The sequence below is a fragment of the Actinokineospora terrae genome, from assembly GCF_900111175.1.
GTDB lineage: Bacteria > Actinomycetota > Actinomycetes > Mycobacteriales > Pseudonocardiaceae > Actinokineospora > Actinokineospora terrae.
Genome location: NZ_FOGI01000002.1, coordinates 603325 through 625607, shown reverse-complemented (window position 1 = coordinate 625607; position 22283 = coordinate 603325). Strand labels below are relative to the sequence as shown.

20 protein-coding genes are annotated in these 22283 nt (G+C 72.4%); 9 read left to right on the top strand and 11 right to left on the bottom strand.

What is annotated here, in order from left to right:
• Positions 1–79: 79 nt before the first annotated feature.
• Both BMY07_RS06030 and BMY07_RS06025 read right to left on the bottom strand, forming a co-directional pair.
• Positions 80–1117 carry a sensor histidine kinase gene (locus BMY07_RS06030; RefSeq protein WP_425426233.1) on the bottom strand — a complete coding sequence of 346 codons (1038 nt, stop codon included), beginning with the start codon at positions 1115–1117 and terminating at the stop codon, positions 80–82.
• The gene (locus BMY07_RS06025; RefSeq protein ID WP_092775420.1) at positions 1114–1800 is read right to left on the bottom strand and encodes a response regulator transcription factor; all 687 of its coding nucleotides are present in this window, start codon (positions 1798–1800) and stop codon (positions 1114–1116) included. Before BMY07_RS06025 ends, BMY07_RS06030 begins: the two co-directional genes overlap by 4 nt.
• Positions 1801–1908: 108 nt before the next feature.
• Between BMY07_RS06025 and hrpA the strand changes: the two genes are divergently transcribed.
• Both hrpA and BMY07_RS06015 read left to right on the top strand, forming a co-directional pair.
• The gene (gene hrpA, locus BMY07_RS06020; RefSeq protein ID WP_092775419.1) at positions 1909–5817 is read left to right on the top strand and encodes an ATP-dependent RNA helicase HrpA; all 3909 of its coding nucleotides are present in this window, start codon (positions 1909–1911) and stop codon (positions 5815–5817) included.
• Positions 5818–6057: 240 nt separating this feature from the next.
• Positions 6058–6978, top strand: a complete 921-nt coding sequence (locus tag BMY07_RS06015) for a sensor histidine kinase (protein WP_092775418.1) — start codon at positions 6058–6060, stop codon at positions 6976–6978.
• Position 6979: 1 nt separating this feature from the next.
• On the opposite strand, the gene BMY07_RS06010 is transcribed toward BMY07_RS06015, so the two are convergent.
• The gene (locus tag BMY07_RS06010) at positions 6980–7615 is read right to left on the bottom strand and encodes a DUF427 domain-containing protein (RefSeq protein WP_245782233.1); all 636 of its coding nucleotides are present in this window, start codon (positions 7613–7615) and stop codon (positions 6980–6982) included.
• 55 nt (positions 7616–7670) lie between these two features.
• On the opposite strand from BMY07_RS06010, the gene BMY07_RS06005 reads away from it, so the two are divergent.
• A complete protein-coding gene (locus BMY07_RS06005) occupies positions 7671–8450 on the top strand; it encodes an ion transporter (protein WP_092775417.1) in 780 nt (259 codons plus the stop codon).
• A 65-nt stretch (positions 8451–8515) separates the two neighbouring features.
• Entirely contained in the window at positions 8516–9622 is a 1107-nt protein-coding gene (locus tag BMY07_RS06000) for an aminotransferase class V-fold PLP-dependent enzyme (RefSeq protein WP_177215463.1), read from the top strand.
• A 4-nt stretch (positions 9623–9626) separates the two neighbouring features.
• Here the strand turns inward: BMY07_RS06000 and BMY07_RS05995 are convergent, their stop codons facing one another.
• Both BMY07_RS05995 and BMY07_RS05990 read right to left on the bottom strand, forming a co-directional pair.
• Positions 9627–9866, bottom strand: coding sequence for a hypothetical protein (locus tag BMY07_RS05995; protein WP_092775415.1), 240 nt, complete (start codon positions 9864–9866; stop codon positions 9627–9629).
• Entirely contained in the window at positions 9863–11044 is a 1182-nt protein-coding gene (locus BMY07_RS05990; RefSeq protein ID WP_092775414.1) for a S8 family serine peptidase, read from the bottom strand. Before BMY07_RS05990 ends, BMY07_RS05995 begins: the two co-directional genes overlap by 4 nt.
• Positions 11045–11205: 161 nt before the next feature.
• Between BMY07_RS05990 and mshC the strand changes: the two genes are divergently transcribed.
• Positions 11206–12432, top strand: a complete 1227-nt coding sequence (mshC, locus tag BMY07_RS05985) for a cysteine--1-D-myo-inosityl 2-amino-2-deoxy-alpha-D-glucopyranoside ligase (protein WP_092775413.1) — start codon at positions 11206–11208, stop codon at positions 12430–12432.
• Here the strand turns inward: mshC and BMY07_RS05980 are convergent.
• Positions 12429–13583 carry an MFS transporter gene (locus BMY07_RS05980; protein WP_092775412.1) on the bottom strand — a complete coding sequence of 385 codons (1155 nt, stop codon included), beginning with the start codon at positions 13581–13583 and terminating at the stop codon, positions 12429–12431. The genes mshC and BMY07_RS05980 overlap by 4 nt on opposite strands.
• Positions 13580–14476, bottom strand: a complete 897-nt coding sequence (locus BMY07_RS05975; RefSeq protein WP_092775483.1) for a PAC2 family protein — start codon at positions 14474–14476, stop codon at positions 13580–13582. Before BMY07_RS05975 ends, BMY07_RS05980 begins: the two co-directional genes overlap by 4 nt.
• 198 nt (positions 14477–14674) lie before the next feature.
• On the opposite strand from BMY07_RS05975, the gene BMY07_RS05970 reads away from it, so the two are divergent.
• Together BMY07_RS05970 and BMY07_RS05965 are read left to right on the top strand one after the other, a co-directional pair.
• On the top strand, positions 14675–15361 hold the full coding sequence (locus BMY07_RS05970) for an HAD family hydrolase (protein ID WP_092775482.1): 687 nt from the start codon (positions 14675–14677) through the stop codon (positions 15359–15361).
• On the top strand, positions 15358–15621 hold the full coding sequence (locus BMY07_RS05965) for a phosphoribosyl-ATP diphosphatase (RefSeq protein WP_092775411.1): 264 nt from the start codon (positions 15358–15360) through the stop codon (positions 15619–15621). The genes BMY07_RS05970 and BMY07_RS05965 overlap by 4 nt, the downstream gene beginning before the upstream one ends.
• On the opposite strand, the gene BMY07_RS05960 is transcribed toward BMY07_RS05965, so the two are convergent.
• On the bottom strand, positions 15618–16544 hold the full coding sequence (locus tag BMY07_RS05960) for a RecB family exonuclease (RefSeq protein ID WP_092775410.1): 927 nt from the start codon (positions 16542–16544) through the stop codon (positions 15618–15620). The genes BMY07_RS05965 and BMY07_RS05960 overlap by 4 nt on opposite strands.
• Before the next feature lie 620 nt (positions 16545–17164).
• Here BMY07_RS05960 and BMY07_RS05955 point away from each other — a divergent pair.
• Both BMY07_RS05955 and BMY07_RS05950 read left to right on the top strand, forming a co-directional pair.
• On the top strand, positions 17165–18322 hold the full coding sequence (locus BMY07_RS05955) for a site-2 protease family protein (protein ID WP_092775409.1): 1158 nt from the start codon (positions 17165–17167) through the stop codon (positions 18320–18322).
• 80 nt (positions 18323–18402) lie between these two features.
• Positions 18403–19236 carry a tRNA (adenine-N1)-methyltransferase gene (locus BMY07_RS05950; protein ID WP_092775408.1) on the top strand — a complete coding sequence of 278 codons (834 nt, stop codon included), beginning with the start codon at positions 18403–18405 and terminating at the stop codon, positions 19234–19236.
• A gap of 64 nt (positions 19237–19300) precedes the next feature.
• Here BMY07_RS05950 and BMY07_RS05945 read toward each other — a convergent pair whose 3' ends face one another.
• The 3 genes from BMY07_RS05945 to BMY07_RS05935 all read right to left on the bottom strand — a co-directional run bounded on the left by BMY07_RS05945 (position 19301) and on the right by BMY07_RS05935 (position 22066).
• Positions 19301–20107, bottom strand: a complete 807-nt coding sequence (locus BMY07_RS05945) for a hypothetical protein (RefSeq protein ID WP_092775407.1) — start codon at positions 20105–20107, stop codon at positions 19301–19303.
• Positions 20108–20189: 82 nt separating this feature from the next.
• Positions 20190–20885 (bottom strand): hypothetical protein, encoded by a 696-nt coding sequence (locus tag BMY07_RS05940; protein WP_092775406.1) that lies wholly within the window; start codon positions 20883–20885, stop codon positions 20190–20192.
• A gap of 206 nt (positions 20886–21091) precedes the next feature.
• Positions 21092–22066, bottom strand: a complete 975-nt coding sequence (locus tag BMY07_RS05935) for an Rv0361 family membrane protein (RefSeq protein WP_092775405.1) — start codon at positions 22064–22066, stop codon at positions 21092–21094.
• Positions 22067–22283 lie beyond the last annotated feature (217 nt).

The following is a 22283-nucleotide window of genomic DNA, read 5'->3' as shown; positions in this document are numbered from 1 at the left end:
GAAACCCCGCGCCACCGGGCCGTCCACCCCTTCCCGGGGTGGGCGGCCCTTCGCGTTCCCGGACGCGGGGCGGGGCCGGTCACTGCTGGAGCGGCAGCGTGACCCGGATGCGGCAGCCGTGCGTCGAGTCGACCACCGCGATGGTGCCGCCGTGCAGGTCGACCACCCAGCGGGCGATGGACAGGCCGAGGCCGGTGCCGCCGCCGCGGGCCTTCTCGCCCCGGGTGAAGCGGCGGAAGACGAGGTCGCGCTCGGCGGGGGCGATGCCGGGGCCCTCGTCGCGGACCTCCAGCAGGACGCCCGCGGGGGAGCGGGCCGCGGTCACCCACACCCGGCCGTCCGGCGGGCCGTGCCGCACGGCGTTGTCCAGCAGGTTCACCAGCACCTGGTGCAGCCGCTCCCGGTCGGCCGACACGGTGACCGCGTCGGCGGCGACCGTCGTGGTGAACCGCACCGACCTGCCCACCGCGGCCGCGTTCACCTCCGCCTCCGCGACCACCTCGGCCAGCAGCGGCACCACCTCGATCGACTCCCGCGGCAGCGGGTGCGCGCCCGCGTCGATCCGCGACAGGTCCAGCAACTCCGTCACCAGGCGGCTGAGCCGGACCGTCTGCGCCAGCGCGGTGCGCATGGTCGCCGGGTCGGGCTCGCTCACCCCGTCCACCACGTTCTCCAGCACCGCCTGCAACGCCGCGATCGGGGTGCGCAGCTCGTGCGAGACGTTGGCGATCAGCTCGCGGCGGTTGCGGTCGGCGGCCTCGAGGTCGGCGCTCATCTGGTTGAACGCCCGACCGAGCTCGCCCACCTCGTCGCGGGCGGTCACCCGGATCCGGCGCGAGTAGTCGCCCCTGGCCATGGCCCCGGCCGCGGCGGTCATGTCGCGCAGCGGCCTGGTCATGCCGTGCGCCAGGATCTGCGAGACCGCGACCGCGCCGACGATGGCGGTGACCGAGGTGGACGCCGGGATCCAGCCCACGTCGGCCCAGAAGTAGGCCAGGCCCGCGGTCCCGGAGGCGACCAGCAGGATGCTGATCTTCAGCTTCATCGACCGCACCGGGTCCAGCGGCCGCGGCAGCAGTTCGAGCAGGGCCAGCGCCCGGCCGCGCGCGGTGCTCACCCGGCCACCTCCAGCGCGTACCCCACCCCGTGCACGGTGCGGATCAGGTCCGGCCCGAGCTTGCGCCGCAGCGCCTTGACGTGGCTGTCGACGGTGCGGGTGCCCGCCGCGTCGCCCCAGCCCCAGATCTCGGCCAGCAGCCGCTCCCGCGGCTGCACCGCGCGCGGCCGGGCCGCCAGGTAGGCCAGCAGGTCGAACTCGATCGGGGTCAGGTGCGCCTCCACCCCGGCCCGCCGCACCCGCCGCTGCACCGCGTCCACCTCCAGGTCGCCGACCACCGTCGGCGCCTGCCCCGGCTCGCCGCGGGCGGCCCGCTCGACCCGGCGCAGCAGCGCGTGCACCCTGGCCACCAGCTCGCGCGGCGAGAACGGCTTGGTCATGTAGTCGTCGGCGCCGACCCCCAGGCCCACCAGCAGGTCGGTCTCGTCGTCGCGGGCGGTCAGCATCAGCACCGGGACCGGCAGGCGCGCCTGCACCCGGCGGCACACCTCCAGCCCGTCGAACCCGGGCAGCATCACGTCCAGCACGACCAGGTCCGGCCGGGTCCGCTCGGCGGCGTCGACCCCGGCCGGGCCGTCGTGGGCGAGGTCGACGTCGTAGCCCTCGGCGCGCAGCCGGGCGGCGATCGACTCGGCGATCGTGTGCTCGTCCTCGACCACCAGTACCCGGCGCCTGTTCCCCATGTGGGGTGACTCTAGGCACGGCGTGTGGAGGTTGTGTGCAGGTGGGCGGCGGGAACTGGGGAAACCGAGGTGAGGCCCGCGGCCCCCATTGCCTAGGCTGGGGGGCAAATGAGCACCACCGACACCCCGGTCGGCCTGGCCGACCTGCGCGCCGCCCTGCCGGAGCTGATGCTGCGCGACGAGCGGCGGCTGGCCCGCAGGCTCGACGGTCTGCGCAAGACCAGGGACCCCAAACGCAGGCAGGCCGCCGCGGCGAAGGTCGCCGAGGAGGTCGAGGCCGCCCGCGCGCGGGTCGCCAAGCGCCGCGCGGCCGTCCCCGCGCTGAAGTACCCCGAGGAACTGCCGGTCAGCCAGCGGCGCGAGGACATCCTCGCCGCCATCCGCGACAACCAGGTCGTGATCGTCGCGGGGGAGACCGGGTCGGGCAAGACCACCCAGCTGCCCAAGATCTGCCTGGAGCTGGGCCGGGGGGTGCGCGGGTTCATCGGGCACACCCAGCCGCGCCGGATCGCCGCGCGCACGGTGGCCGAGCGGGTCGCCGACGAGGTGGGCTCGCCGCTGGGCGAGGCGGTCGGCTGGAAGGTCCGGTTCACCGACCAGGTCGGCGACCGCACCCTGGTGAAGCTGATGACCGACGGCATCCTGCTCGCCGAGATCCAGAACGACCGGCTGCTCTCGGCGTACGACACGATCATCATCGACGAGGCGCACGAGCGCAGCCTCAACATCGACTTCCTGCTCGGCTACCTGGCCAGGCTGCTGCCGAGCAGGCCGGACCTCAAGATCGTGATCACCTCGGCGACCATCGACCCGCAGCGCTTCTCCCGGCACTTCGGCGACGCCCCGATCGTCGAGGTCTCCGGCCGCACCTACCCGGTCGAGGTCCGCTACCGGCCGCTGGTCGACCAGGACGACCCCGACGCCGACCCGGACCGCGACCAGACCCAGGGCATCCTCGACGCCGTCGACGAGCTGTGCGCGGAGGGCCCCGGCGACATCCTGGTGTTCCTCTCCGGCGAGCGCGAGATCCGCGACACCGCCGAGGCGCTGGCCGGGCGGAACCTGCGCGGCACCGAGATCCTGCCGCTGTACGCGCGGCTCTCCAGCGCCGAGCAGCACCGGGTGTTCCAGGCGCACGGCGGTCGCCGGGTCGTGCTGGCCACCAACGTCGCCGAGACTTCGCTGACGGTGCCGGGCATCAAGTACGTCGTCGACCCGGGCACCGCGCGGATCTCCCGCTACAGCAACCGGCTCAAGGTGCAGCGGCTGCCGATCGAGCCGGTGTCGCAGGCCTCGGCCAACCAGCGCAAGGGCCGCTGCGGCCGCACCTCGGACGGCATCTGCGTGCGGCTCTACTCCGAGGACGACTTCCTCGCCCGCCCCGAGTTCACCGACCCGGAGATCCTGCGCACCAACCTCGCGTCGGTGATCCTGCAGATGAGCGCGGCGGACCTGGGCGAGATGGCGGACTTCCCGTTCATCGACCCGCCCGACCGCCGCCACATCGCCGACGGCGTGCAGCTGCTGCAGGAACTCGGCGCGCTCGACCCGGCGGAGAAGGACCCGGCCAAGCGGCTCACCCCGCTGGGCCGCAACCTCGCCCAGCTCCCGGTCGACCCGCGGCTGGCGCGCATGGTCATCGAGGCGGACAAGGCGGGCTGCGTCACCGAGGTCATGGTCATCGCCGCCGCGCTGTCCATCCAGGACCCGAGGGAGCGGCCGCAGGACAAGCAGCAGGCGGCCGCGGAGAAGCACGCCAGGTTCGCCGACCCGGACTCGGACTTCGTCAGCTACCTCAACCTGTGGCAGTACGTGCGGGAGCAGCAGAAGGAGCTGTCCGGCAACAGGTTCCGCAAGCAGTGCAAGGCCGAGTTCCTCAACTACCTGCGCATCCGGGAGTGGCAGGACATCCACTCGCAGCTGCGGCAGGTGACCAAGCAGCTGGGCGTCACGCCGAACGAGGTGCCCGCCGAGCCGCGCAACGTGCACATCGCGCTGCTGTCGGGCCTGTTGTCGCACCTCGGTTTCCGCGACCCGGCGGGCAAGGAGTACATCGGCGCCCGCAACGCGAAGTTCGCCGTCTTCCCCGGTTCGGCGCTGTTCAAGAAGCCGCCGCGCTGGGTGGTCGCGGCCGAGCTGGTGGAGACGACCCGGCTGTGGGGCCGGATCTGCGCCAGGGTCGAACCCGAGTGGGTCGAGCCGCTCGCCGCGCACGTGGTCAAGCGCACCTACAGCGAGCCGCACTGGGAGGCCCGCCAGGGCTCGGTGGTGGCGACCGAGCGGGTCACGCTCTACGGGCTGCCGCTGGTGGTGGACCGGAAGGTCCACTACGGACGGATCGACCCGGAGCTCTCGCGCGAGCTGTTCATCCGGCACGCGCTGGTCGAGGGCGACTGGCAGACCAGGCACCACTTCTTCCGCGACAACCGCGCCCTGCTGCGCGAGGTGGAGGAGCTCGAGCACCGCGCCCGCCGCCGCGACATCCTGGTCGACGACGAGACCCTGTTCGCCTTCTACGACCAGCGCATCCCGGCCGAGGTCGTGTCCGGCAGGCACTTCGACAGCTGGTGGAAGAAGACCAGGCACGAGTCGCCGGAGCTGCTGACCTTCGCCAAGTCCATGCTGGTCAACGAGTCCGCCGCCGACGTCCGCGAGCAGGACTTCCCGGACGCGCTGAGCCAGCGGGGCCTCACGTTACCGCTGACCTACCGCTTCGAACCCGGCCGCGCCGACGACGGGGTCACCGCGCGGATCCCGATCGCGGTGCTCAACCAGCTCGACGGCGACGGGTTCTCGTTGCAGGTCCCGGGACAGCGCGAGGAAGTGGTCACGGCGCTGATCCGCTCGCTGCCCAAGCCCTTGCGCCGCAACTTCGTCCCGGTTCCCGACTTCGCGCGCGCGGTCGTCCGGCGCTTGGGGGCGGAGGAAGAGTCGCTGCCCGAGGCCATCGGTCGGGAGTTGCGGGCACTGACGGGCGTCGTGATCCCGCGTGACGCGTGGCAGCTTTCAGCGGTACCGGATCACCTGCGCACCACGTTCCAGGTGGTCGATGGGGACAAGACCCTCGCGCAGGGCAAGGACTTGGTGGCGCTCAAGGACCAGCTCAAGTCCCAACTGCGCGCGTCCCTGGCCGAGGCGACGGTCGACCTGGAGAAGACCGGCCTGACGTCGTGGACGATCGACACCCTCCCCAAGGTCGCCCGCACCGAGCAGAACGGCCTGGTGGTCACCGCCTACCCGGCCCTGGTCGACGAGGGCGCGACGGTCGCGGTCCGGATGCTGGACACCGCCGTCGACCAGCGCGCCGCCATGTGGACCGGGACCCGGCGCCTGCTGCTGCTGAACGTGCCCGCCCCGACCAAGTTCGTGGTCCGCTCCCTGTCCAACCAGGCCAAGCTGGCGCTGTCGCACAACCCGCACGGCGGCGTGCCCGCGCTGCTGGCGGACTGCGTGGACGCCGCGGTGGACCACCTGATGACCAGGGCCGGGGGACCGGCGTGGACCGAGGCCGGGTTCACCGCGCTGCGCGAGTCGGTCCGCCGGTCGCTGAACGAGACCACGGTGGACGTGCTCGACCGGGTCCGCAAGGTCGTGCTGGCGTGGAACGAGGTCCAGGCGCGGCTGGCGCGGACCCGCGGACCGATCTTCGTGGACCCGTTGCGCGACATCCGCGAACAGGTGGCCGGACTGGTGTTCCCCGGTTTCGTGACCGCGACCGGCGTCGAGCGGCTGCCGGACGTGGAGCGCTACCTGCGCGCGGTCGAACGGCGCCTGGACAAGCTGCCCGAGCGGCCGGACCGCGACCGGGCCTGGATGCACACCGTCCAGGACCTGGAGGACGCCTACCACGGGGCCGTGGAGGACCTGCGGCCCAGCGCGCGGGAGACCCCGGAGGTCCGCGCGATCGGGTGGATGATCGAGGAACTGCGGGTCAGCTACTTCGCCCAGACCCTCGGCACATCCGGTGCGGTGTCGGACAAACGGATCCTCAAGGCCATCGAGGCGCTGCGCCCCTGAGCCGGTCGCGCGGCAGGACAGGCACCGAGGGGGACGGTGTCGGACATCGTCGGTGTGGACAACCGCGACCTGGGGGAATGGCCGTCCCGGCGGCGTCGGGCGGGAAGATCACCCGACTGGCGGGGCGGGGCGCGGTGGTCGCCCGGGGTGGCCCGCACGGGTAGGATTCGCCTCGACTCCAACTCCCCTGGGCGGTGGGCACCCGGTCCCCCCGACCCCCCGGTTCGAGGACGTGACCGCATGAACGCACCGGGTTTCGCCCACGAGGCACTGGTCTACCGCGACGAACCGACCTATGTCGACGCCGCCGCCGGGTTCACCCGCGACGGCGTGTTGGCGGGCGAGTCGGTGTTCGCCGTGCTGCCGCCGCAGGGCACCAAGCTGCTGCGCGAGGCCATCGGCGACCTCGCCGACGAGGTCCGGTTCGTCGACGCGTGCGAGGTGGGCCGCAACCCGGCCCGGCTCATCCCGGCGATGCGCGCGCAGCTGGCGGAGGCCGGTGACCGCCCGGTCCGCGGCCTCGGCGAGTGGGCCTGGCCCGGCCGCGCCGCCGCCGACCACGCCGAGGTGGTGCTGCACGAGGCCCTGGTCAACCTGGCGTTCGAGGAGACGGCCGCGCTGCGCCTGCGCTGCCTGTTCGACGGCGCGGCACTGCCGCCCGAGTTGCTCGCCGCGGTCGCGCACACCCACCCGGTGGTCACCGACGGCACCCGCGCGGTGAGCCCGGTCTTCGACCACGGCTACGCCCACGACCGGTTCGCCGCGGACCTGCCCGCCCCGGCCGAGGTGAGCGACATGGTCCACTTCTGCCTCGACGACCTGCCCGAGCTGCGCGACCTGGTCGCCGTGCGCGCCAAGCAGTTCGGCCTGCCGCGCGGCCGCGCGCTCGACCTCACCCTCGCCACCAACGAGATCGTCACCAACAGCATCTGCCACGGCGGCGAACGCGGCACCCTGCGGCTGTGGACCGAGGGCGACACCCTCGTCTGCGAGATCACCGACAGCGGCCACATCACCAACCCCCTCGTCGGCCGGGTCGCGCCGCTCCCCTCGGTCCAGGGCGGTCGGGGCGTCTGGCTGGCCAACCAGCTCTGCGACCTCGTCACCATCCGCTCCCAGCACCCGCGGGGCACCTTCGTCCGGCTGCACGTCCGCCGCTGACCTACCGGTCGGCCCCGGCGGGCTCGCCGTCCACGCGCACGATGGCGCGCTCGGCGTAGAAGCAGGCGAGACCCGTGATCTTCTGGCTCTCGGGCAGCGGCGAGCGGTAGCTCCACACCAGGTCCTCGTGCAGCGTCCCGTCGACGAGCACGTGCCAGTAGGTGGCCGTTCCCTTGTAGGGGCACATGGTCGTGGTGCGGGACGGCCGCAGCAGGTCGAGGCGGATGTCGTGCAGGGGCAGGTAGTACCGGGCGGGCAGGCCGGTCTCGAACAGGATCCGGGGCCTGCGCGACGACGCGACCACGGTCCCGGCGACCTCCACCACCACGTGCCGGGACGACGCCAGGATGTCCACCCGCGTGTACGGGTCCCTGGCGTGCACGTAGACCGGTTCGTCCTCCTCGAACCACTCGTCCATCGACTCCCAGGCGACCCGCGCCAGCCCGGCCAGCTCCGGTTCGTCGGCGACCCGCAACGCCCCCGGCGGCACCAGTTCGGCCCGCACGTCGGCAACCGGGAAGTAGTACGTCGGGTACACCCGCTCCCAGACCAGCCGTGGGCGCAGGCAGTCGACGACCAAGGCGCCGTCGCGGTAAGCACGGACTCGCTTCGGTGACCGTTCGACACGCAGGGGCATGGGGCGAACGTACCCGCGAGTGGCCGCCCGCACCGGGGCGTGGGAGGTTTCTGTCATGGTCATCAACCCGGGCACCGAGCCGCGCAAGCACCGCGTCTCGGTGGACGACTGGGTGATGCTCCTGTTGGCGGTGCTCGCGGTCGGCCTCTTGGTCTACCGGAAGTTCTGGCACCCGCCGGTCGACCAGGTCAGGGTGATCCTCTGGGTCGACCGGGGGCTGTGCGCGGTGTTCGCCGTCGAGTTCCTGTGGCGGTGGGCCGCCGTCCGGTTCACCCGGCGGTTCCTGCTGGTCAACTGGTACGACCTGGTCGGCTTGGTGCCGGTGGCGCACGTGGCGCTGCGCGCGTTCCGACTGCTGCGCGTGGTCCGCATCGGCGTGCAGCTGACCCGGCTGCGGCGCCCGGTCGACCGCTCGGTCGGCGAGGAACTGGCCCACCGGGCGATGGCCCGCTTCGGCGGCGTCCTGATCGACGTGGTCAAGAAACCACTGACCGTGGCCGTGCTCGACGAGGTCGTCTCCGTCCTGCGCACCGGCCACTACGCGCGGAACCTGGCCAGCGCCCTGGAGGAGAACCGCACCGAGATCCGCGCCATGGTCCTGGAGAAGATCCGCCAGGACCCCCAGGCCGGACTCCTGCGCCGAGTCCCCTTCCACGACGAGATCGTCGGCTCCGTCACCGACGCCACCCTCCGCGTCGTGCTGGAGATGCTCGCCGACCCCCGCACCGACGAACTCATCTCCGACCTGCTGCGCGAGAACATCGAGCAGATCCGCTCCGCCGTCCGCGCCGACGCCCACCGCAACCTCCCCGAGCCGGAGCCGCCCGACCGGTGAGCGGTGCCATCACGCTCTGGTGAGCTGTGCCATCGTGGTCTGGTGAGCTGTGCCATCGTGGTCTGGTGACCGATGAGCGCTTCCAGGTCGACCCGGCCATCCACCACCTCAACCCCGGCGCGGTGGGCATCGTGCCCCGGGCCGTCGCCGAGGCTCGGGCGCGGTACGCCTCGCGCGCCGAGGCCAACCCCATGCGGTTCCACCGGGTCGAGACGATCCCGCTCGTGGCACGGGCCAGGGCCGCGGGCGCGGAGTTCCTCGGCTCGGACGGGATCGTGCTGGTGCGCAACACCACCGAGGCCGTGGCGACCGTCCTCGCGTCCATCCCGTTCGGCGACGGCGACGAGATCCTGCTGTCCGACCACGGTTATCCCACCGCGCTGCTCGCCGCCCAGGACCGCGCGCGGGTGCGGGAGGTGTCGTTCCCGGTCACCGCCACACCGGACGAGGTCGTCGCGGCGTTCGCGGAAGGGCTGCGGACCAACACCAAACTGGTGATCATCGACGCCATCACCTCGATCAGCGCGTTGGTCCTACCGGTCGAGCGGATCGTGACGCTGGCCCACGAACACGGCGTGCCGGTGCTGGTCGACGCCGCGCACGTGCCAGGACACCTGAGGCAGCGACCCGCGGACACCGGTGCGGACTTCTGGGCGGGCAACTTCCACAAGTGGGCTTACGCCGCGCGGACGACAGCCGCCCTGTACGTCGCCGAGCAGTGGCGCGACCGGATCCGGCCCCTGGTGCCGTCTTTCGAGCACCCACTCGGCTTCCCGCGCTGGTTCGATCACGCGGGCACATTGGACTACTCGGCGTGGATGGCGCTACCGGAGGCGTTGGACTTCTGGCGGGAGGTAGGCGGATGGGACGCCGTTGACGCAAGCTCCCGATTGCTGGACAAAGGCGTCCGGATCGTCGCGGATGCCTTAGGCGCCACCGGACAGGTCAGCCCGCACCACGCGCCCCTGATGCGTTTGGTGCCACTGCCGGAAGGTTGGGTCACCAGCCCAGAGGACGCCCTGGAGTACTACGAAGAACTGAGCACCCGCCACAACATCGAGGTAGCCGTGCACTCCTACGGCGGGCAGGGCTACTTCCGCCTAGGGGCCACGATCGCGAACACCGAGGCCGGGTTCGCGGCCCTCGCCGACGCGGTCGCCGAGGGCCGCTAGCGGGCTACTGCACGCCCTTGCCGGGGTGCGGGATGGAGAACCCGGGACCCGCGCGTTCCACACTGTCCACACCGGACACCCCGCGCAGGGCGGCGAACGCGCCCGGCTCGGCCGCGCCGGTGATGGTGGCGATCTCCGGCAGGACGCGGTCCACCCGCATCCCGGCCGCCTCCAACGCCGCCACCACCGCCATCAGCCCGCCGAGCGCGCCGTCGTCGACCACCACCAGCACCGGGACACTCACGGAGCCTGCACCACACCAGCACCCACGTCGACCGAGGGTAGCGGCAACCGGCGCGCCGCCTGGTGCAGCCGCGCCCACAGCTCCCACCCGCGCGCGCCGGTCGCCTGCGCGATCAGCGCCGCCACCCCGGCCACGTGCGGGGTCGCCATGCTGGTGCCGCTGATCCGGTTGTGGTTCTTCGGCCGCGGCCACGACGAGTACACGTCCACCCCGGGCGCCACCACGTCCACCGCGCCGATCAGGTCGACCGTGCCGCAGGAGAACCAGCCCAGCGCGGTCGCCACGTCGATCGCGCCGACCGCCAGCACCGAGGGGCAGTTCGCCGGGTGCCCGACCGGGTTGATCCGGCCTTCCTGCCGCCGCGACTCGTTGCCCGCCGCCGCCACGATCAGCGTGCCCTGCGCCAGCGCCCGGCTCGCCACCCGCTCGTAGGTCTGCGAGTACGGGGTGCCCGGCCGCACCGCCGCGCCCAGCGACATCGACACCACCTGGCAGTTGTTCGACACCGCCCACGCGATGCCCGCCAGGATGCCGCCGTCCGAGCCGGACCCGGCGTTGCTGAGCACCTTGCCCGCGAAGATCTCCGCCTCGTACGCCACCCCGTAGCCCGCGCCGCCGCCCGGTGCCCGCGGCCCCGTCGCCGTGCCGATGCAGTGCGTGCCGTGCCCGTGGCCGTCCGCGACGGTCTCGCCGTCGATGAACGACGCCGTGGTGATCGCCCGGCCCGCGAACTCCGGGTGCTCGGCGTCGAACCCGGTGTCGAGCACCGCGACCCGCACCCCGGCCCCGGTCGCCGCCGACTTGTTCGCGCCGACCGCCTGCAGCCCCCAGGTGAACACCGACTCGTCCACCTGCGGCCCCGGCGCCGCTTCCTCGGCGGCCGCGCTGATCGCGAACACCCGCCGCTCCGCCTCCAGCGCCGCGATCGGCCCGGGCGCGTCCACCGCGCTGGTGAGCGCGGCGAGCTGGTCGGGGTCGGCGCTGACCACCGCCACCCCGAGCCGGTCGAACACCAGCCCGTCCGGGCCGGGGAACTCGGCCCCGGCCGCCTCCGCGGTGCTCGCGGTCCGCAACCCCGCGATCCGGTCCAGCTCGCGCGTGCCCGCCTCGACCGCGCCGTCCTCCAGCAGCACCAGGAACCGACCCGTGGTGCCGTTCTCCTCGTCGGGATTGGTCATCTCCGCCCCTCTCCGCACGCTGGCCCCCTGTACAGGGTGATCGCCAACACCGGGTGGGTGTAACGGGGGTCACACGTTTGGCCCACGGTGTACCGGTTCACCCACCGTCCACCCCGTGGCACACCCCCGCGGGTGAGGCCGGGACGTTTACTGTCGGAGTCATGCAGACCTGGCAATCCCACCCGGTGCCGCGGGTAGCCGGCACGCCTCGGCCGCTGCGGCTCTACGACACCGCCGCGGGGGAGGTCCGGCCGACGGCCCCCGGCCCGACCGCGACGATGTACGTCTGCGGGATCACCCCCTACGACGCGACGCACCTGGGGCACGCGGCCACCTACCTGGCCTTCGACCTGGTGCACCGGCAGTGGCTCGACAACGGCCACGACGTGCACTACGTGCAGAACGTCACCGACATCGACGACCCGCTGCTGGAGCGGGCCGAGCGCGACCAGGACGACTGGGTGGTGCTCGGCATGCGCGAGACCGCGCTGTTCCGCGAGGACATGGTCGCGCTGCGGGTGCTGCCGCCGCGCGAGTTCGTCGGCGCGGTCGAGTCCATCCCGGAGATCGTCACCGCGGTGGCCAAGCTCATCGCCGACGGCACCGCCTACCGGGTGGACGACGCCGAGTTCCCGGACGTCTACTTCGACCACACCGCGACCGGCCGGTTCGGCTCCGAGTCCAACTACGACGAACCGACGATGAACCGGTTCTTCGCCGAGCGCGGCGGCGACCCCGACCGCGCGGGCAAGCGGCACCCGCTCGACGCGCTGCTGTGGCGCGCCGCGCGCCCCGGCGAGCCCAGGTGGGACAGCGAACTCGGTCCCGGGCGCCCCGGCTGGCACATCGAGTGCAGCGTCATCGCGCTCAACCGGCTCGGGATCACCTTCGACCTGCAGGGCGGCGGGTCCGACCTGATCTTCCCGCACCACGAGTACAGCGCCGCGCACGCCGAGGCGCTGACCGGGCAGCACCCGTTCGCCCGGCACTACACGCACTCCGGGATGATCGCCCTCGACGGCGAGAAGATGTCCAAGTCCCGCGGCAACCTGGTGTTCGTGTCCCGGCTGCGCGCCGACAAGGTCGACCCGATGGCGGTCCGGCTCGGCCTGCTCTCCGGCCACTACCGCCAGGACCGGTCCTGGGCCGACGCCGTGCTCGCCGAGGGCCAGGCCAGGCTCGCCCGCTGGCGCGCCGCGGTCGACGCGGCCACCGGCGCCCCCGCGGCGGACGTCATCGCCCGGCTGCGCGACCACCTGGCCGACGACCTGGACACCCCCGGCGCGCTGGCCGCCGTCGACGCCTGGGCGAAGCAGGGCGGCTCGGACCCGGACGCGCCCCAGGCCGTCCGGGACGCTGTGGACGCTCTCCTCGGGATCGCGCTCTAGCGGCTCTGGTCCCCTGGCACGACACCCGTCGCGTCAGGGGACCGGTTCCTGCCCAGCAGCAGCACCGCCGAGGTGGACACGAACAGCGCGGGAACGACGAACCCCAGCCAGGACTCGACCTGGTACAGCGGGGTGCACGCCAAAGGGGACACCGCGGCACCGGTGAACCGCAACGACTGCACCACCGACACCGCACCCGCCCGGTTGGGACCGTCCCCGCTCAACACCAGCGAGTTGACTCCTGTTAGCACCAACTGCGCCGAGATGCCGGTAAGCGCCCACAGCAGCGCTACCGCGGGCAACCAGTCCAGCGTCCCCACCAACGCGACCGGTACCGCGCCCGCGACCGACCCGATCAACACCGCGCGCCGACCCCCGATCCGGTCGATCGCCCGCCCCACTGGCCTCGCCGAGAGCAGACCGACCACACCGAACCCGGTCAGCACCAACCCGCGCTCGGCAGCGCTAAGGCCGAAGGTCTCCTCTGCCCGCAAAGCGAGCAATACGGACATACCGCCGAGGCAGGCCCAACCGACCATGGCGAGCCAACCGGCCTTGAGCACGTGGGGCCGCCACGCCGACCGCAACGTCGAGTGGGTGCGCTGCGGCTCCCGCATCTGCTCCGGCAGGCCAGCCAGCGCCAGACCCGCCGACACGACCGCGACCCCCGCGAACGCCCACCGCCAGTCGACCTCCGCGGCCACCCCGCCCAGCAGCGGCGCGCTGGTCTGCCCAGCGGCCTGCAACGACGCGTAGAGGCCCAGCGCCCGCCCCAGCCGCTCCGGGGGCGTCACGGTCGCGATGGCGGCCAGCAGCAGGGGAGTGGTGAACGCGTTCGCCCCGCCCTGCACCGCCCGCGCGGCGAGGAACTGCGGGTAGGTCGACGCCACCGCGCAGGCGGCCGACGACACGACGTAGACCAGGTACGCGACCCGCACGCTGCGCCCCGCGCCCCAGCGGGCACCCAGCGTGCCGGAGAACAGCATCAACGCCGCGAACGGCACCAGGTACGCCGTCAGCGAGTACGACGCGACCTGCGTCGACACCCCGAAGTCGGCCCCCAGTTCCGGCAGCATCGAGGTGGTGATGCCGCCCGCGAACGGGCCAAGGAACCCGCCCGCGTACAGCGCGACGGTGACGCCGCGGTTCACACCCCGGTCGGCCCGGGACCTGACCCGCCGCGGCCGGGACCGGGCCTGCGCCTGCGCAGGTACCGCTCGAACTCGGCGGCGATCACGTCACCGCTGGTCTCGTTGAGGGTGTCCTCCGCGTCGCCGCGCTCCTCGAGGGCGCGCACGTAGTTGCGCACGTCCTCGTCCTCCTCGGCCATCTCGCTGACCGTCTGCTGCCACTCCTCGGCCTGGTCGGGCAGCGTGCCCAGCGGCACCTCCACGTCCAGCACCTCCTCGACCCGGTGCAGCAGCGCCAGCGTCGCCTTGGGCGAGGGCGGCTGCGACACGTAGTGCGGCACCGCCGCCCAGATCGAGATCGCGGGCACCCCGGCCCGCACGCAGGCGTCCTGCAGCACCCCGACGATCCCGGTCGGGCCCTCGTAGCGCGAGCGCTCCAGGCCGAAGCGGGCCGCCGAGGTCGCGTCGTAGGCGGTGCCGGTCACCGGGACCGGGCGGGTGTGCGGGGTGTCGGCCAGCAGCGCGCCCAGCGTCACCACCGTGGTGATGTTGAGCTCCTCGATGTGGCCGAGCAGCTCCGCGCAGAACTTGCGCCACCGCATGTTCGGCTCGATGCCGTGCACCAGCACGACGTCCCGGTTGGACCCCGGCGGCCTGCACAGGTACAGCCGGGTCGTGGGCCACTCCACCCTCCGCGTGACACCGTCCACCATGCGCACGGTCGGCCTGGTCACCTGGAAGTCGTAGTAGTCGTCCGGGTCGATCTCCAGCAGCGGGCTCGCGTCCCAGGTCAGCTGCAGGTGCTCGATCGCGGTGCTGGCCGCGTCGCCCGCGTCGTTCCAGCCCTCGAACGCCGCGACCAGCACGGGGTCGACGAGTTCCTGCCGCGCCGTCGGCTCGCGGTCGGGCGCCATCTGCTGGTGGTCCGGGTCGGTCACCCGGCAAGCCTACGGCTAGGGGGTCGGCGGCGGAGATCGTAGGCTGAGGGAGCGCCGCGACGCCGCGGCCGGACCCGGGCCGCCGCCCGGCGCGCCGCGACGTCGCACGAGTGGAGCACGCCAGTGACCGGACCGTCCACAGTGGATGGCCTGCCCGCCGCGGTCCTGTGGGACATGGACGGCACCCTGCTCGACTCCGAGAAGCTGTGGGACATCCCGCTGCGCGAGTACTCGCTGAAGCTGGGCACCCCGTTGGCCGCAGACACCAGGGCCGCGATGGTCGGCAGCAACGTCCCCACCAGCATGGGGCTGCTCTTCGGCGGCATCGGCGTGGTGCCCACCGAGGCCGACATCCGCGAGGCCATGGGCTGGATCAACGCCCGCATGCGGGAGCTGTTCGCGACCAGGCTGGCCTTCCGGCCCGGCGCGCCGGAGGCGTTGCGCGCGGTGCGGGCCACCGGGCTGCCGGTCGCCCTGGTCACCTCCACCGAGCGCGAGCTGACCGAGGTGGCGCTCGACACCCTCGGCCGCGAGCACTTCGACGTCACCGTCTGCGGCGACGAGGTCGCGGGCCGCAACAAGCCGCTGCCGGACCCGTACCTGCGCGCGGCCGCCCTGCTCGGCGTCGACCCGGCCGCCTGCCTGGCCGTCGAGGACTCCCCGACCGGCACCACCTCGGCCGTCGCCGCAGGCTGCGTCGTGCTGGTCGTGCCCTGCGAGGTCCCGGTACCGGACGGGCCGCGCCGGGTGCCGCGCGCCTCCCTGGTCGGCCTGGACGCCGACGTGCTGCGGGCGGTCGTGGCCGCGGGGCGAGGTGGTGTCGCCCCGGCGGGTGCCGGGTGGCAGGATCGTCCGGCGTGAAGACCTTCGACCAGCTGTTCGCCGAGCTCACCGACCGCGCCACGACCAGGCCGGAGGGCTCCGGCACGGTCCGCGCGCTCGACGACGGCGTGCACGCCCAGGGCAAGAAGGTCCTCGAGGAGGCGGGCGAGGTGTGGATCGCCGCCGAGTACCAGTCCGACGCGGAACTGGCCGAGGAGATCTCCCAGCTGCTCTACCGCGTCCAGGTCCTGATGGTCGGCCGCGGCCTCACCCTCGACGACGTCTACAAGTACCTCTAGTCGGCCCGGTCCAGCGCCGACTCCTCGCCGGGGTCGGGCTCGGGCCAACCGGGGTACTCCGGCGGGGTGCCGCCGAACTCCGGGCAGTGCGCCTGGTGCGAGCACCACCCGCAGAGCTTGCTCTTGTTCGGCCGGAAGTCCCCGGTGCGACCCGCGCGCAGGATCGCCGCCCAGATCGCGTCCAGCGTCCGCTCGAACCGCGCCAGCTCGGCCTCGTCCGGGGTGTAGGCCAGCGACTGCCGGTCGGCCAGGTACATCAGCCGCAGCTGCCGGGGCACCTCACCGCGCAACCGCCACACGGCCAACGCGTAGAACTTCATCTGGAACAGCGCCTTGGCCTCCCCGATCTCCCTCGGCGCAGCCCCGGTCTTGTAGTCCACCACCCGGATCTCCCCGGTCGGCGCCACGTCCAGCCGGTCGATGTACCCGCGCAGCAACACCCCCGAGGGCAACTCGGTCTCCACCAACAGCTCACACGCGTCCGGCTGCAACCGCCGCGGGTCCTCCAACTCGAAGTACCCGTCGATCAACCCCTCCGCCGAGGCCAGCCACTCTCCGGGATCCTCACCCTCGGCGAAGATCTCACCAAGCCCGGGCTGCTCCGCCAGCAACTCGTCCCAGGTCGGCGAGAGCAAGCCCCGCGCGGTGTCAGGCACCCGCTCGGCAGCGGGAAGGGCATAGAGCCGCTCCAGGACGGCGTGCACGACCGTGCCGCGAACCTGGGCCTTGGTGGGCGTCTCGGGCAGCCGATCTACGGCGCGGAACCGGTAGAGCAGGGGGCACTGCTTGAAGTCACCCGCCCGGGAGGGCGACAGCGCAGGCCTGCGCCTGCCCGACCCACGCCCGGGCCGCTCCGCTGTGTCCTTCGGCTCCGCAGTGACCTCGGCCGCCTGGACCGGAATGGGCTCAGTGTCCGTCGCCATGACCGCCAACCCTAGTGTTGACCACCGACAGTCCTAGACACCGCACTGCGCGCCGGTGCCCAGCCGAGCCCACCGGCCCCCACGAACGCCCATCTCCACCCGGCCCTCACAGACGTTGGCCCCAACGCGCCCTCACAGGCATTGGCCCAACGCCCCCCTCGCAGGCGATGGCCCGAAAGCGCCCTTCTCAGACGTTGGCCCCAACACGCCCCTCACAGGCGTTGGCCGAACAACGCTCCTCGGAGTCGCTGGTGCCAACCCTGCTCGATGGGGCGGACTTGTTTTGTGTGGGGGAGCAGTGCCCGTAGCGTCGTTCGCGGACAGGGCCATGCTCTTCGGCCCCTGCTTTGCGGTCCTGCCACGGGTGCTGTCGGGGCCCCGCGCAAAGCAAGTTCGCCGCATCGAGCACAGCTCGAAACTCGCGTCCCGGCCAATGCCGAAGGCGAGGCGGTTCCGTCGACGCCGCAGGCGAGACCGAGAGCCGCCACCCCCAGCTCAAGATCAAACCGCCCAAAGCAGCCCCCGATATACAGCCTACCGAGATGCACCGACAAACCAGCCAGAGCAATCAGCCGCCCTGTGGACAACCAGCCACCCGGTGGGGATCACCCCTGTCCTACATGGAGGCGGATAGGCTGGGTGAGGTGACGGGCACCACACACCAACTCCCTGCTGCTGGCGGTGGGCTGCTGCTGTTCCGCTACAGCGGCGTACCGGTGGTGCTGGCCCCGTCCTGGTGGGTTGGGGCGTTGGCGGTGGTCGTGTTCTACGCGCCCTTGGTCGGGAACCTGATGCCTGGGGCGTCAATGGTGACCTCGGTCCTCCTCGCGTGTGCGTTCGCCGTTCTGCTCGGCGCCTCGGTGCTGGCGCACGAGCTTGGGCACTGTGTGGTGGCGTTGAAGCTGGGTCTGCCGGTGCGCAGGCTGCGGCTGTTCCTGCTCGGGGGGCTCTCCGAGATCGCCAAGACCCCGCGTAGGCCGGTGCATGAGGGGGTTGTCGCGGCGGCGGGGCCTGCGGTGTCGATTGCGTTGGCCGGGGCTTGTGGGCTGGCGCTGTTGGCCATTCCGGCTGGGGGTCCGGTGTGGCTGCTGGTGCTCGAGTGCGCTTTCGCCAATACCGCTGTGGCTGTGTTCAACCTGCTGCCCGGGCTCCCGCTCGATGGTGGGCGGATGCTCCGGGCGGGGGTGTGGGCGCTCACCGGCCGTCGTGGGGCTGGGACCAGGGCCGCGGTGGTCGGTGGGTGGGCTGTCGCGGGGTTGTTGGTCGCGTGGGCGTTGTGGGGGATTCTGGAGCAGAGCCCGGACCGGTGGCTGCGGCTGGGCGTGTGCGTGCTCACCGCGTGGTTCGTGGTCGCGGGCGCGGGTGGGGAACTGGCCGCCGAGCAGCGGCGTGGGTGGCCCGAGGGGCTGCTGCTGTCCGACGTGGTGCGGCCCGTGCTCCAGTTGCCCGCCGAGAGCCCGGTCGCCGACGCGCTCGCGGCGGCGGCGGGCAGGGGAGTGGTGCTGGTCCGGGCCGATGGTGTCGCCGCCGGGTTGCTCGACGAGATCGCGGCCAGGGAGCTCGCCGCGCACTCGCCGTTCGCCCCTGCCGAGCACGCCGCCGAGCCGATCCGGCCCGAGTCGGTGCTGCTGGCCTCCGAGCCGGGCGAGGAGATCGCCGAGCGGGTGCTGGAGACCCCGGCCTGGCAGTTCGTGGTCGTCGACGACGAGGGGCGCCCGTCCGGTGTGCTGCGCCGCGAGGACCTGCACGCCGCGCTGCGCGACCACGGCGGCCGCTGACCGGGGTGGGTGCCCGCCCGCGCGACCCGCTCTGCGACCATCTCCTGTCGGTTCAGGTACGGCAGGAGGGCGAGGTCCGGGTGTCGGCACGCAAGGTCAGCGGTCCGTTCGAGGCGGGGGACCGGGTTCAGCTCACCGACCCCAAGGGCAGGCACTACACGCTCGTGCTCGAGGCGGGCGAGAAGTACCACACCCACCGCGGCGCCCTCGCCCACGACGACATCATCGGGCAGCCGGAGGGCTCGGTCGTCAGCTCCGTCGCCGGTACCGCCTACCTGGCGCTGCGACCGCTGCTGGCCGACTACGTGCTGTCCATGCCGCGCGGGGCCCAGGTCATCTACCCCAAGGACGCCGCGCAGATCGTCATGCACGGCGACATCTTCCCCGGCGCCAGGGTGCTGGAGGCCGGGGCGGGCTCCGGCGCGCTCACCTGCTCGCTGCTGCGCGCGGTCGGCCCCACCGGCACCGTGATCTCGCACGAGATCCGCGCCGACCACGCCGAGCACGCCGAGCGCAACGTGGTGCAGTTCTACGGCGAGCACCCGCCCAACTGGTCGCTGACCGTCGGGGACCTCGCCGACCACACCGGTGAGGTCGACCGGGTCATCCTGGACATGCTCGCCCCGTGGGACGTGCTGCCCACGGTCGCGAAGAACATCATCCCGGGCGGTGTCCTGGTGGTCTACGTGGCCACCACGACCCAGCTGTCGCGGGTCGCGGAGGCGCTGCGCGAGCAGACCTGCTGGACCGAGCCGTACGCCTGGGAGACCCTGGTCCGCCCGTGGCACTCGGTCGGCCTCGCGGTCCGGCCGGAGCACCGGATGATCGGGCACACCGCGTTCCTGATCACCGCCCGCCGCCTGGCGGATGGCGTGGTCACCCCACGTCCGCAGCGGCGCCCCAGCAAGGGCTGAGCACATGGCGAGGGCCGGTGGGAAACCCCACCGGCCCTCTTCGCCTGCCTGTCCGGGGACGGTCCTACAGGGACACGCACCAGCCCTTGGACTTCTTCTCGAACACGATCGGGAAGTCGATGGGCGCGCTGCCCATGACCGTCACCTGGGTGTCGACCTTGCCGTTGCTGTCGCCGTAGGTCTCCGGCTCGCCCACCACGGTCACCTTGCCGCCGTTGGGGGCGACGCTGGTGTACATGATGCCCGCGTCGGTGCCCGAGCAGGTCAGCGACTTCGCGGTCGCCTCGTCCTTGGCGTTCACCGCGTCGGCGTACTTCGCGCCAGCCGCCTTGAGGTCCTCGCCACCGCCGCCGGTCCCGCCGCCGTCCGCGGTCGTGGTGGTCGGCCGCTTGGTGGTGGTCGTCTCGTCGTCGGTGGTGGTCTTGGGCGCCTTCTTGGTCGTGGTGGTGCTGGAGGTCGTCTCACCACCACCGCCCCCGGGCGACGCCGAGTTGCCGCTGTCGTTCTTGAGCAGGAAGTACAGGCCGACGCCACCGCCGCCGAGCACGAGCACGGCGATCACCACGATGGCGATGATCTTGCCGCTGCCCTTCTTCGGCGGGCCGCCCACCGGCTGGCCGTAGCCGCCGTAGGGCTGCTGCTGGCCGTAGGGGTCCTGGCCGAACTGCTGCGGCTGCTGCTGCCCGTAGTACGGCTGCTGCTGCTGGCCGTAGGGGTCCTGCTGGGGCTGCTGGCCGTACGGGTCCTGGCCGAACTGCTGGGGCTGCTGCGGCTGCTGCTGGGCGTACGGGTCGTGCTGGTAGGGCTGTTGCTGGCCGTAGGGGTCGGGCTGCTGCCCGTAGGGTCCCGGCTGCTGCGGTGGGTAGGTCATAAGTGTTCCCCGGCTCGTGCTGGCGAAAGGGCGGTCTCAGGCTGTCTGCGGTCGGTTCGCGCGTTCTCGGTCGGTGCCCCGGTCAGGCCGCCTCCTCGCCGCAGAACCGCCACTCGCCGGTCTCCTTGACGATCTTGATCTTGATGCTGGCGTCCTTGCTCGTCCCGTCCTTGCTCAGCACCAGGTCGATGACCGCGGTCGCGGAGTTGCCCGACACCGTCGGCTCGCCCTTCGCGGTCGCGGTGATGTCGAACGGCGCCAAGTCCGTCTCCAGCTTGGTGGTGTCGGTGCCGTACTTGTCCTTGTAGGCGTCGCAGGCGCTCTCGGTGACCGACGAGAAGCTCTTCGACTCGTAGGCCTTGAGGTAGTCGTCCACGACCTCCTGCGGCCCGGAGGTGTCCGGCGCCGCCTTGGTCGTGGTGGTCGGCTCGTCGGTGGCCGACTTCTTGGTCGAGGTCTTGGGCGCGCTGGTGGTGGTGCCGCCACCGCCGCCCGCGTCGCTCTTGCCGTCCTTGGTGAGGAAGTACACCCCGACCCCGGCGCCGCCGAGCACCAGCACCGCGATGATCACGATCGCGACGATCTTGCCGGTGTTGTTCGGCTTGGGCGGCTGGCCGCCACCGCCGGGGAACCCGCCGAGCCCCTGGTAGCCGCCCTGCTGCGGGAACTGGCTGGTCTGCGGGTACTGCTGCCCCGGCTGCGGTGGCTGGTTCCCGTAGCCGCCGGGCTGCTGCGGCTGCTGGCCGTAGGGCCCTGGCTGCTGCGGAGGGTAGGTCATCGTCGTCCTGACTTCCGGGTGGACTGCGCTTGTCCGTTGGCTGCCGCGCCTGCGGCCGACGCGGAGGTAGACGGTCGGGACCGCCACCGCGTTCCACCGCCGACGGTATCCCGTGACGGCGCCACCATGGTATTGGCCACAAGGCGCCCGACCGGCCCGCCCCACCACCGGCGCGGGCCACGATCGGGTGACGAACCGGGCACGGCTCAGCCGCGACCGATCCGGTCGACGCACCAGGCGTCGCCGCGCTTGCGCAACTGGAGCCGGATCTTGGTCTCCCGGCCGCTGATGGACGCGGTGAACTCGCCGACCGCGGTGTCGCCGTTCTCGGTGACGTTGGTGACCGAGGTGTCGGTGATCTGGACGTCGCGGTCCTCGTCGATCTCCTTCTGGGTGGTCTTGTCGTCCTCGTCGCACATGAGCTTGTTGAAGGCCTCGGCGTCGCGGTCCTTCACCGCGGCGATGAACGCCTCGGTCGTGCCGCGCGGCGACCCGGTCCCGTCGCCGCTGAGCACCAGGATCAGCGTGACGACGACGCCGATCACCAGCAGGCCGCCGCCTGCGAGCAGCAACGGCGTGGTGTTGCGCCGCCGCGGGCCGTAGGTCTGGCCGTACGGGTTCGGGTAACCGCCCGGCTGCCGCGGGTAGCCACCCGCAGGGGGGACCTGGCCGTAGGGCGCCTGCTGGTACTGCTCCTGCTGGAACTGCTGGCCCGGGTACTGCTGCCCGGGGTGCTGCTCGCCGGGCAGTTGCTGGCTCGGGTACTGCTGGCCCGGGTACGCCTGACCGGCCGGGTACTGCGGGTGCCCCGCGGCGGGGTCCGCGCCGTGCTGACCGGGCGCGAACTGCCCGAATGGTGGGACGTTCGGCTGCCGGTCCGGAGGTTGCGCAGAGTGAGCGCCCGGCTGCGGGTACTGGCCGTGCGCGGGCTGCGGCGGGTACGGGTCGTGCGCGCCGTACGGGGTCTCGCCCTGCGGCGGCTGCACCGGGTCCGGCTCCTGGCCCGGGAAGGCGCCCGAGGGCAGGAACTGGGTCTGCCCGGGGAACGCCTGTTGGTATCCGCCCTGGTCAGGCTGCTGGCCGGGCTCCTGTGGCTGTCCTTCGAACGGATCACGCGGCGGTTGGGTCATGGTCCCCGGGCTCTCGTGGGAGTGGAGTGTGCGGTTGGGAGTGATCGCCACCGGGCGATCGTGCCGGTGATCGTGTCACGGCGCCGCCCGTGGCCGAGGCGGACCCGCTGCCGACGCCCCCGCGCGCCGGTCACCACCCGGGTCTGGTAACACCAGCCGTGCTGACGCGACACTCCGGTTCACACCCGCGCGGTCGGCCTAGCGCGTGGACGCACGGTGACGCCCGTCCGGTTCCCGCGAGTACCGGGATGGCGGACGGGGTGCGGCC

What these genes read in the sequence shown, in the direction of transcription:
- hrpA (WP_092775419.1), top strand. Translation starts at nt 1,909, where the DNA reads ATGAGCACCACCGACACCCCGGTCGGCCTGGCCGACCTGCGCGCCGCC.
- BMY07_RS05960 (WP_092775410.1), bottom strand. Translation starts at nt 16,544, where the DNA reads ATGGCGACGGACACTGAGCCCATTCCGGTCCAGGCGGCCGAGGTCACT.
- BMY07_RS05990 (WP_092775414.1), bottom strand. Translation starts at nt 11,044, where the DNA reads ATGACCAATCCCGACGAGGAGAACGGCACCACGGGTCGGTTCCTGGTG.
- BMY07_RS05940 (WP_092775406.1), bottom strand. Translation starts at nt 20,885, where the DNA reads ATGACCTACCCTCCGCAGCAGCCAGGGCCCTACGGCCAGCAGCCGCAG.
- BMY07_RS05970 (WP_092775482.1), top strand. Translation starts at nt 14,675, where the DNA reads ATGGACGGCACCCTGCTCGACTCCGAGAAGCTGTGGGACATCCCGCTG.
- BMY07_RS05975 (WP_092775483.1), bottom strand. Translation starts at nt 14,476, where the DNA reads ATGGCGCCCGACCGCGAGCCGACGGCGCGGCAGGAACTCGTCGACCCC.
- BMY07_RS05955 (WP_092775409.1), top strand. Translation starts at nt 17,165, where the DNA reads ATGGAGGCGGATAGGCTGGGTGAGGTGACGGGCACCACACACCAACTC.
- BMY07_RS06010 (WP_245782233.1), bottom strand. Translation starts at nt 7,615, where the DNA reads ATGCCCCTGCGTGTCGAACGGTCACCGAAGCGAGTCCGTGCTTACCGC.
- BMY07_RS06015 (WP_092775418.1), top strand. Translation starts at nt 6,058, where the DNA reads ATGAACGCACCGGGTTTCGCCCACGAGGCACTGGTCTACCGCGACGAA.
- BMY07_RS05945 (WP_092775407.1), bottom strand. Translation starts at nt 20,107, where the DNA reads ATGACCTACCCACCGCAGCAGCCGGGACCCTACGGGCAGCAGCCCGAC.
- BMY07_RS06025 (WP_092775420.1), bottom strand. Translation starts at nt 1,800, where the DNA reads ATGGGGAACAGGCGCCGGGTACTGGTGGTCGAGGACGAGCACACGATC.
- BMY07_RS06005 (WP_092775417.1), top strand. Translation starts at nt 7,671, where the DNA reads ATGGTCATCAACCCGGGCACCGAGCCGCGCAAGCACCGCGTCTCGGTG.
- mshC (WP_092775413.1), top strand. Translation starts at nt 11,206, where the DNA reads ATGCAGACCTGGCAATCCCACCCGGTGCCGCGGGTAGCCGGCACGCCT.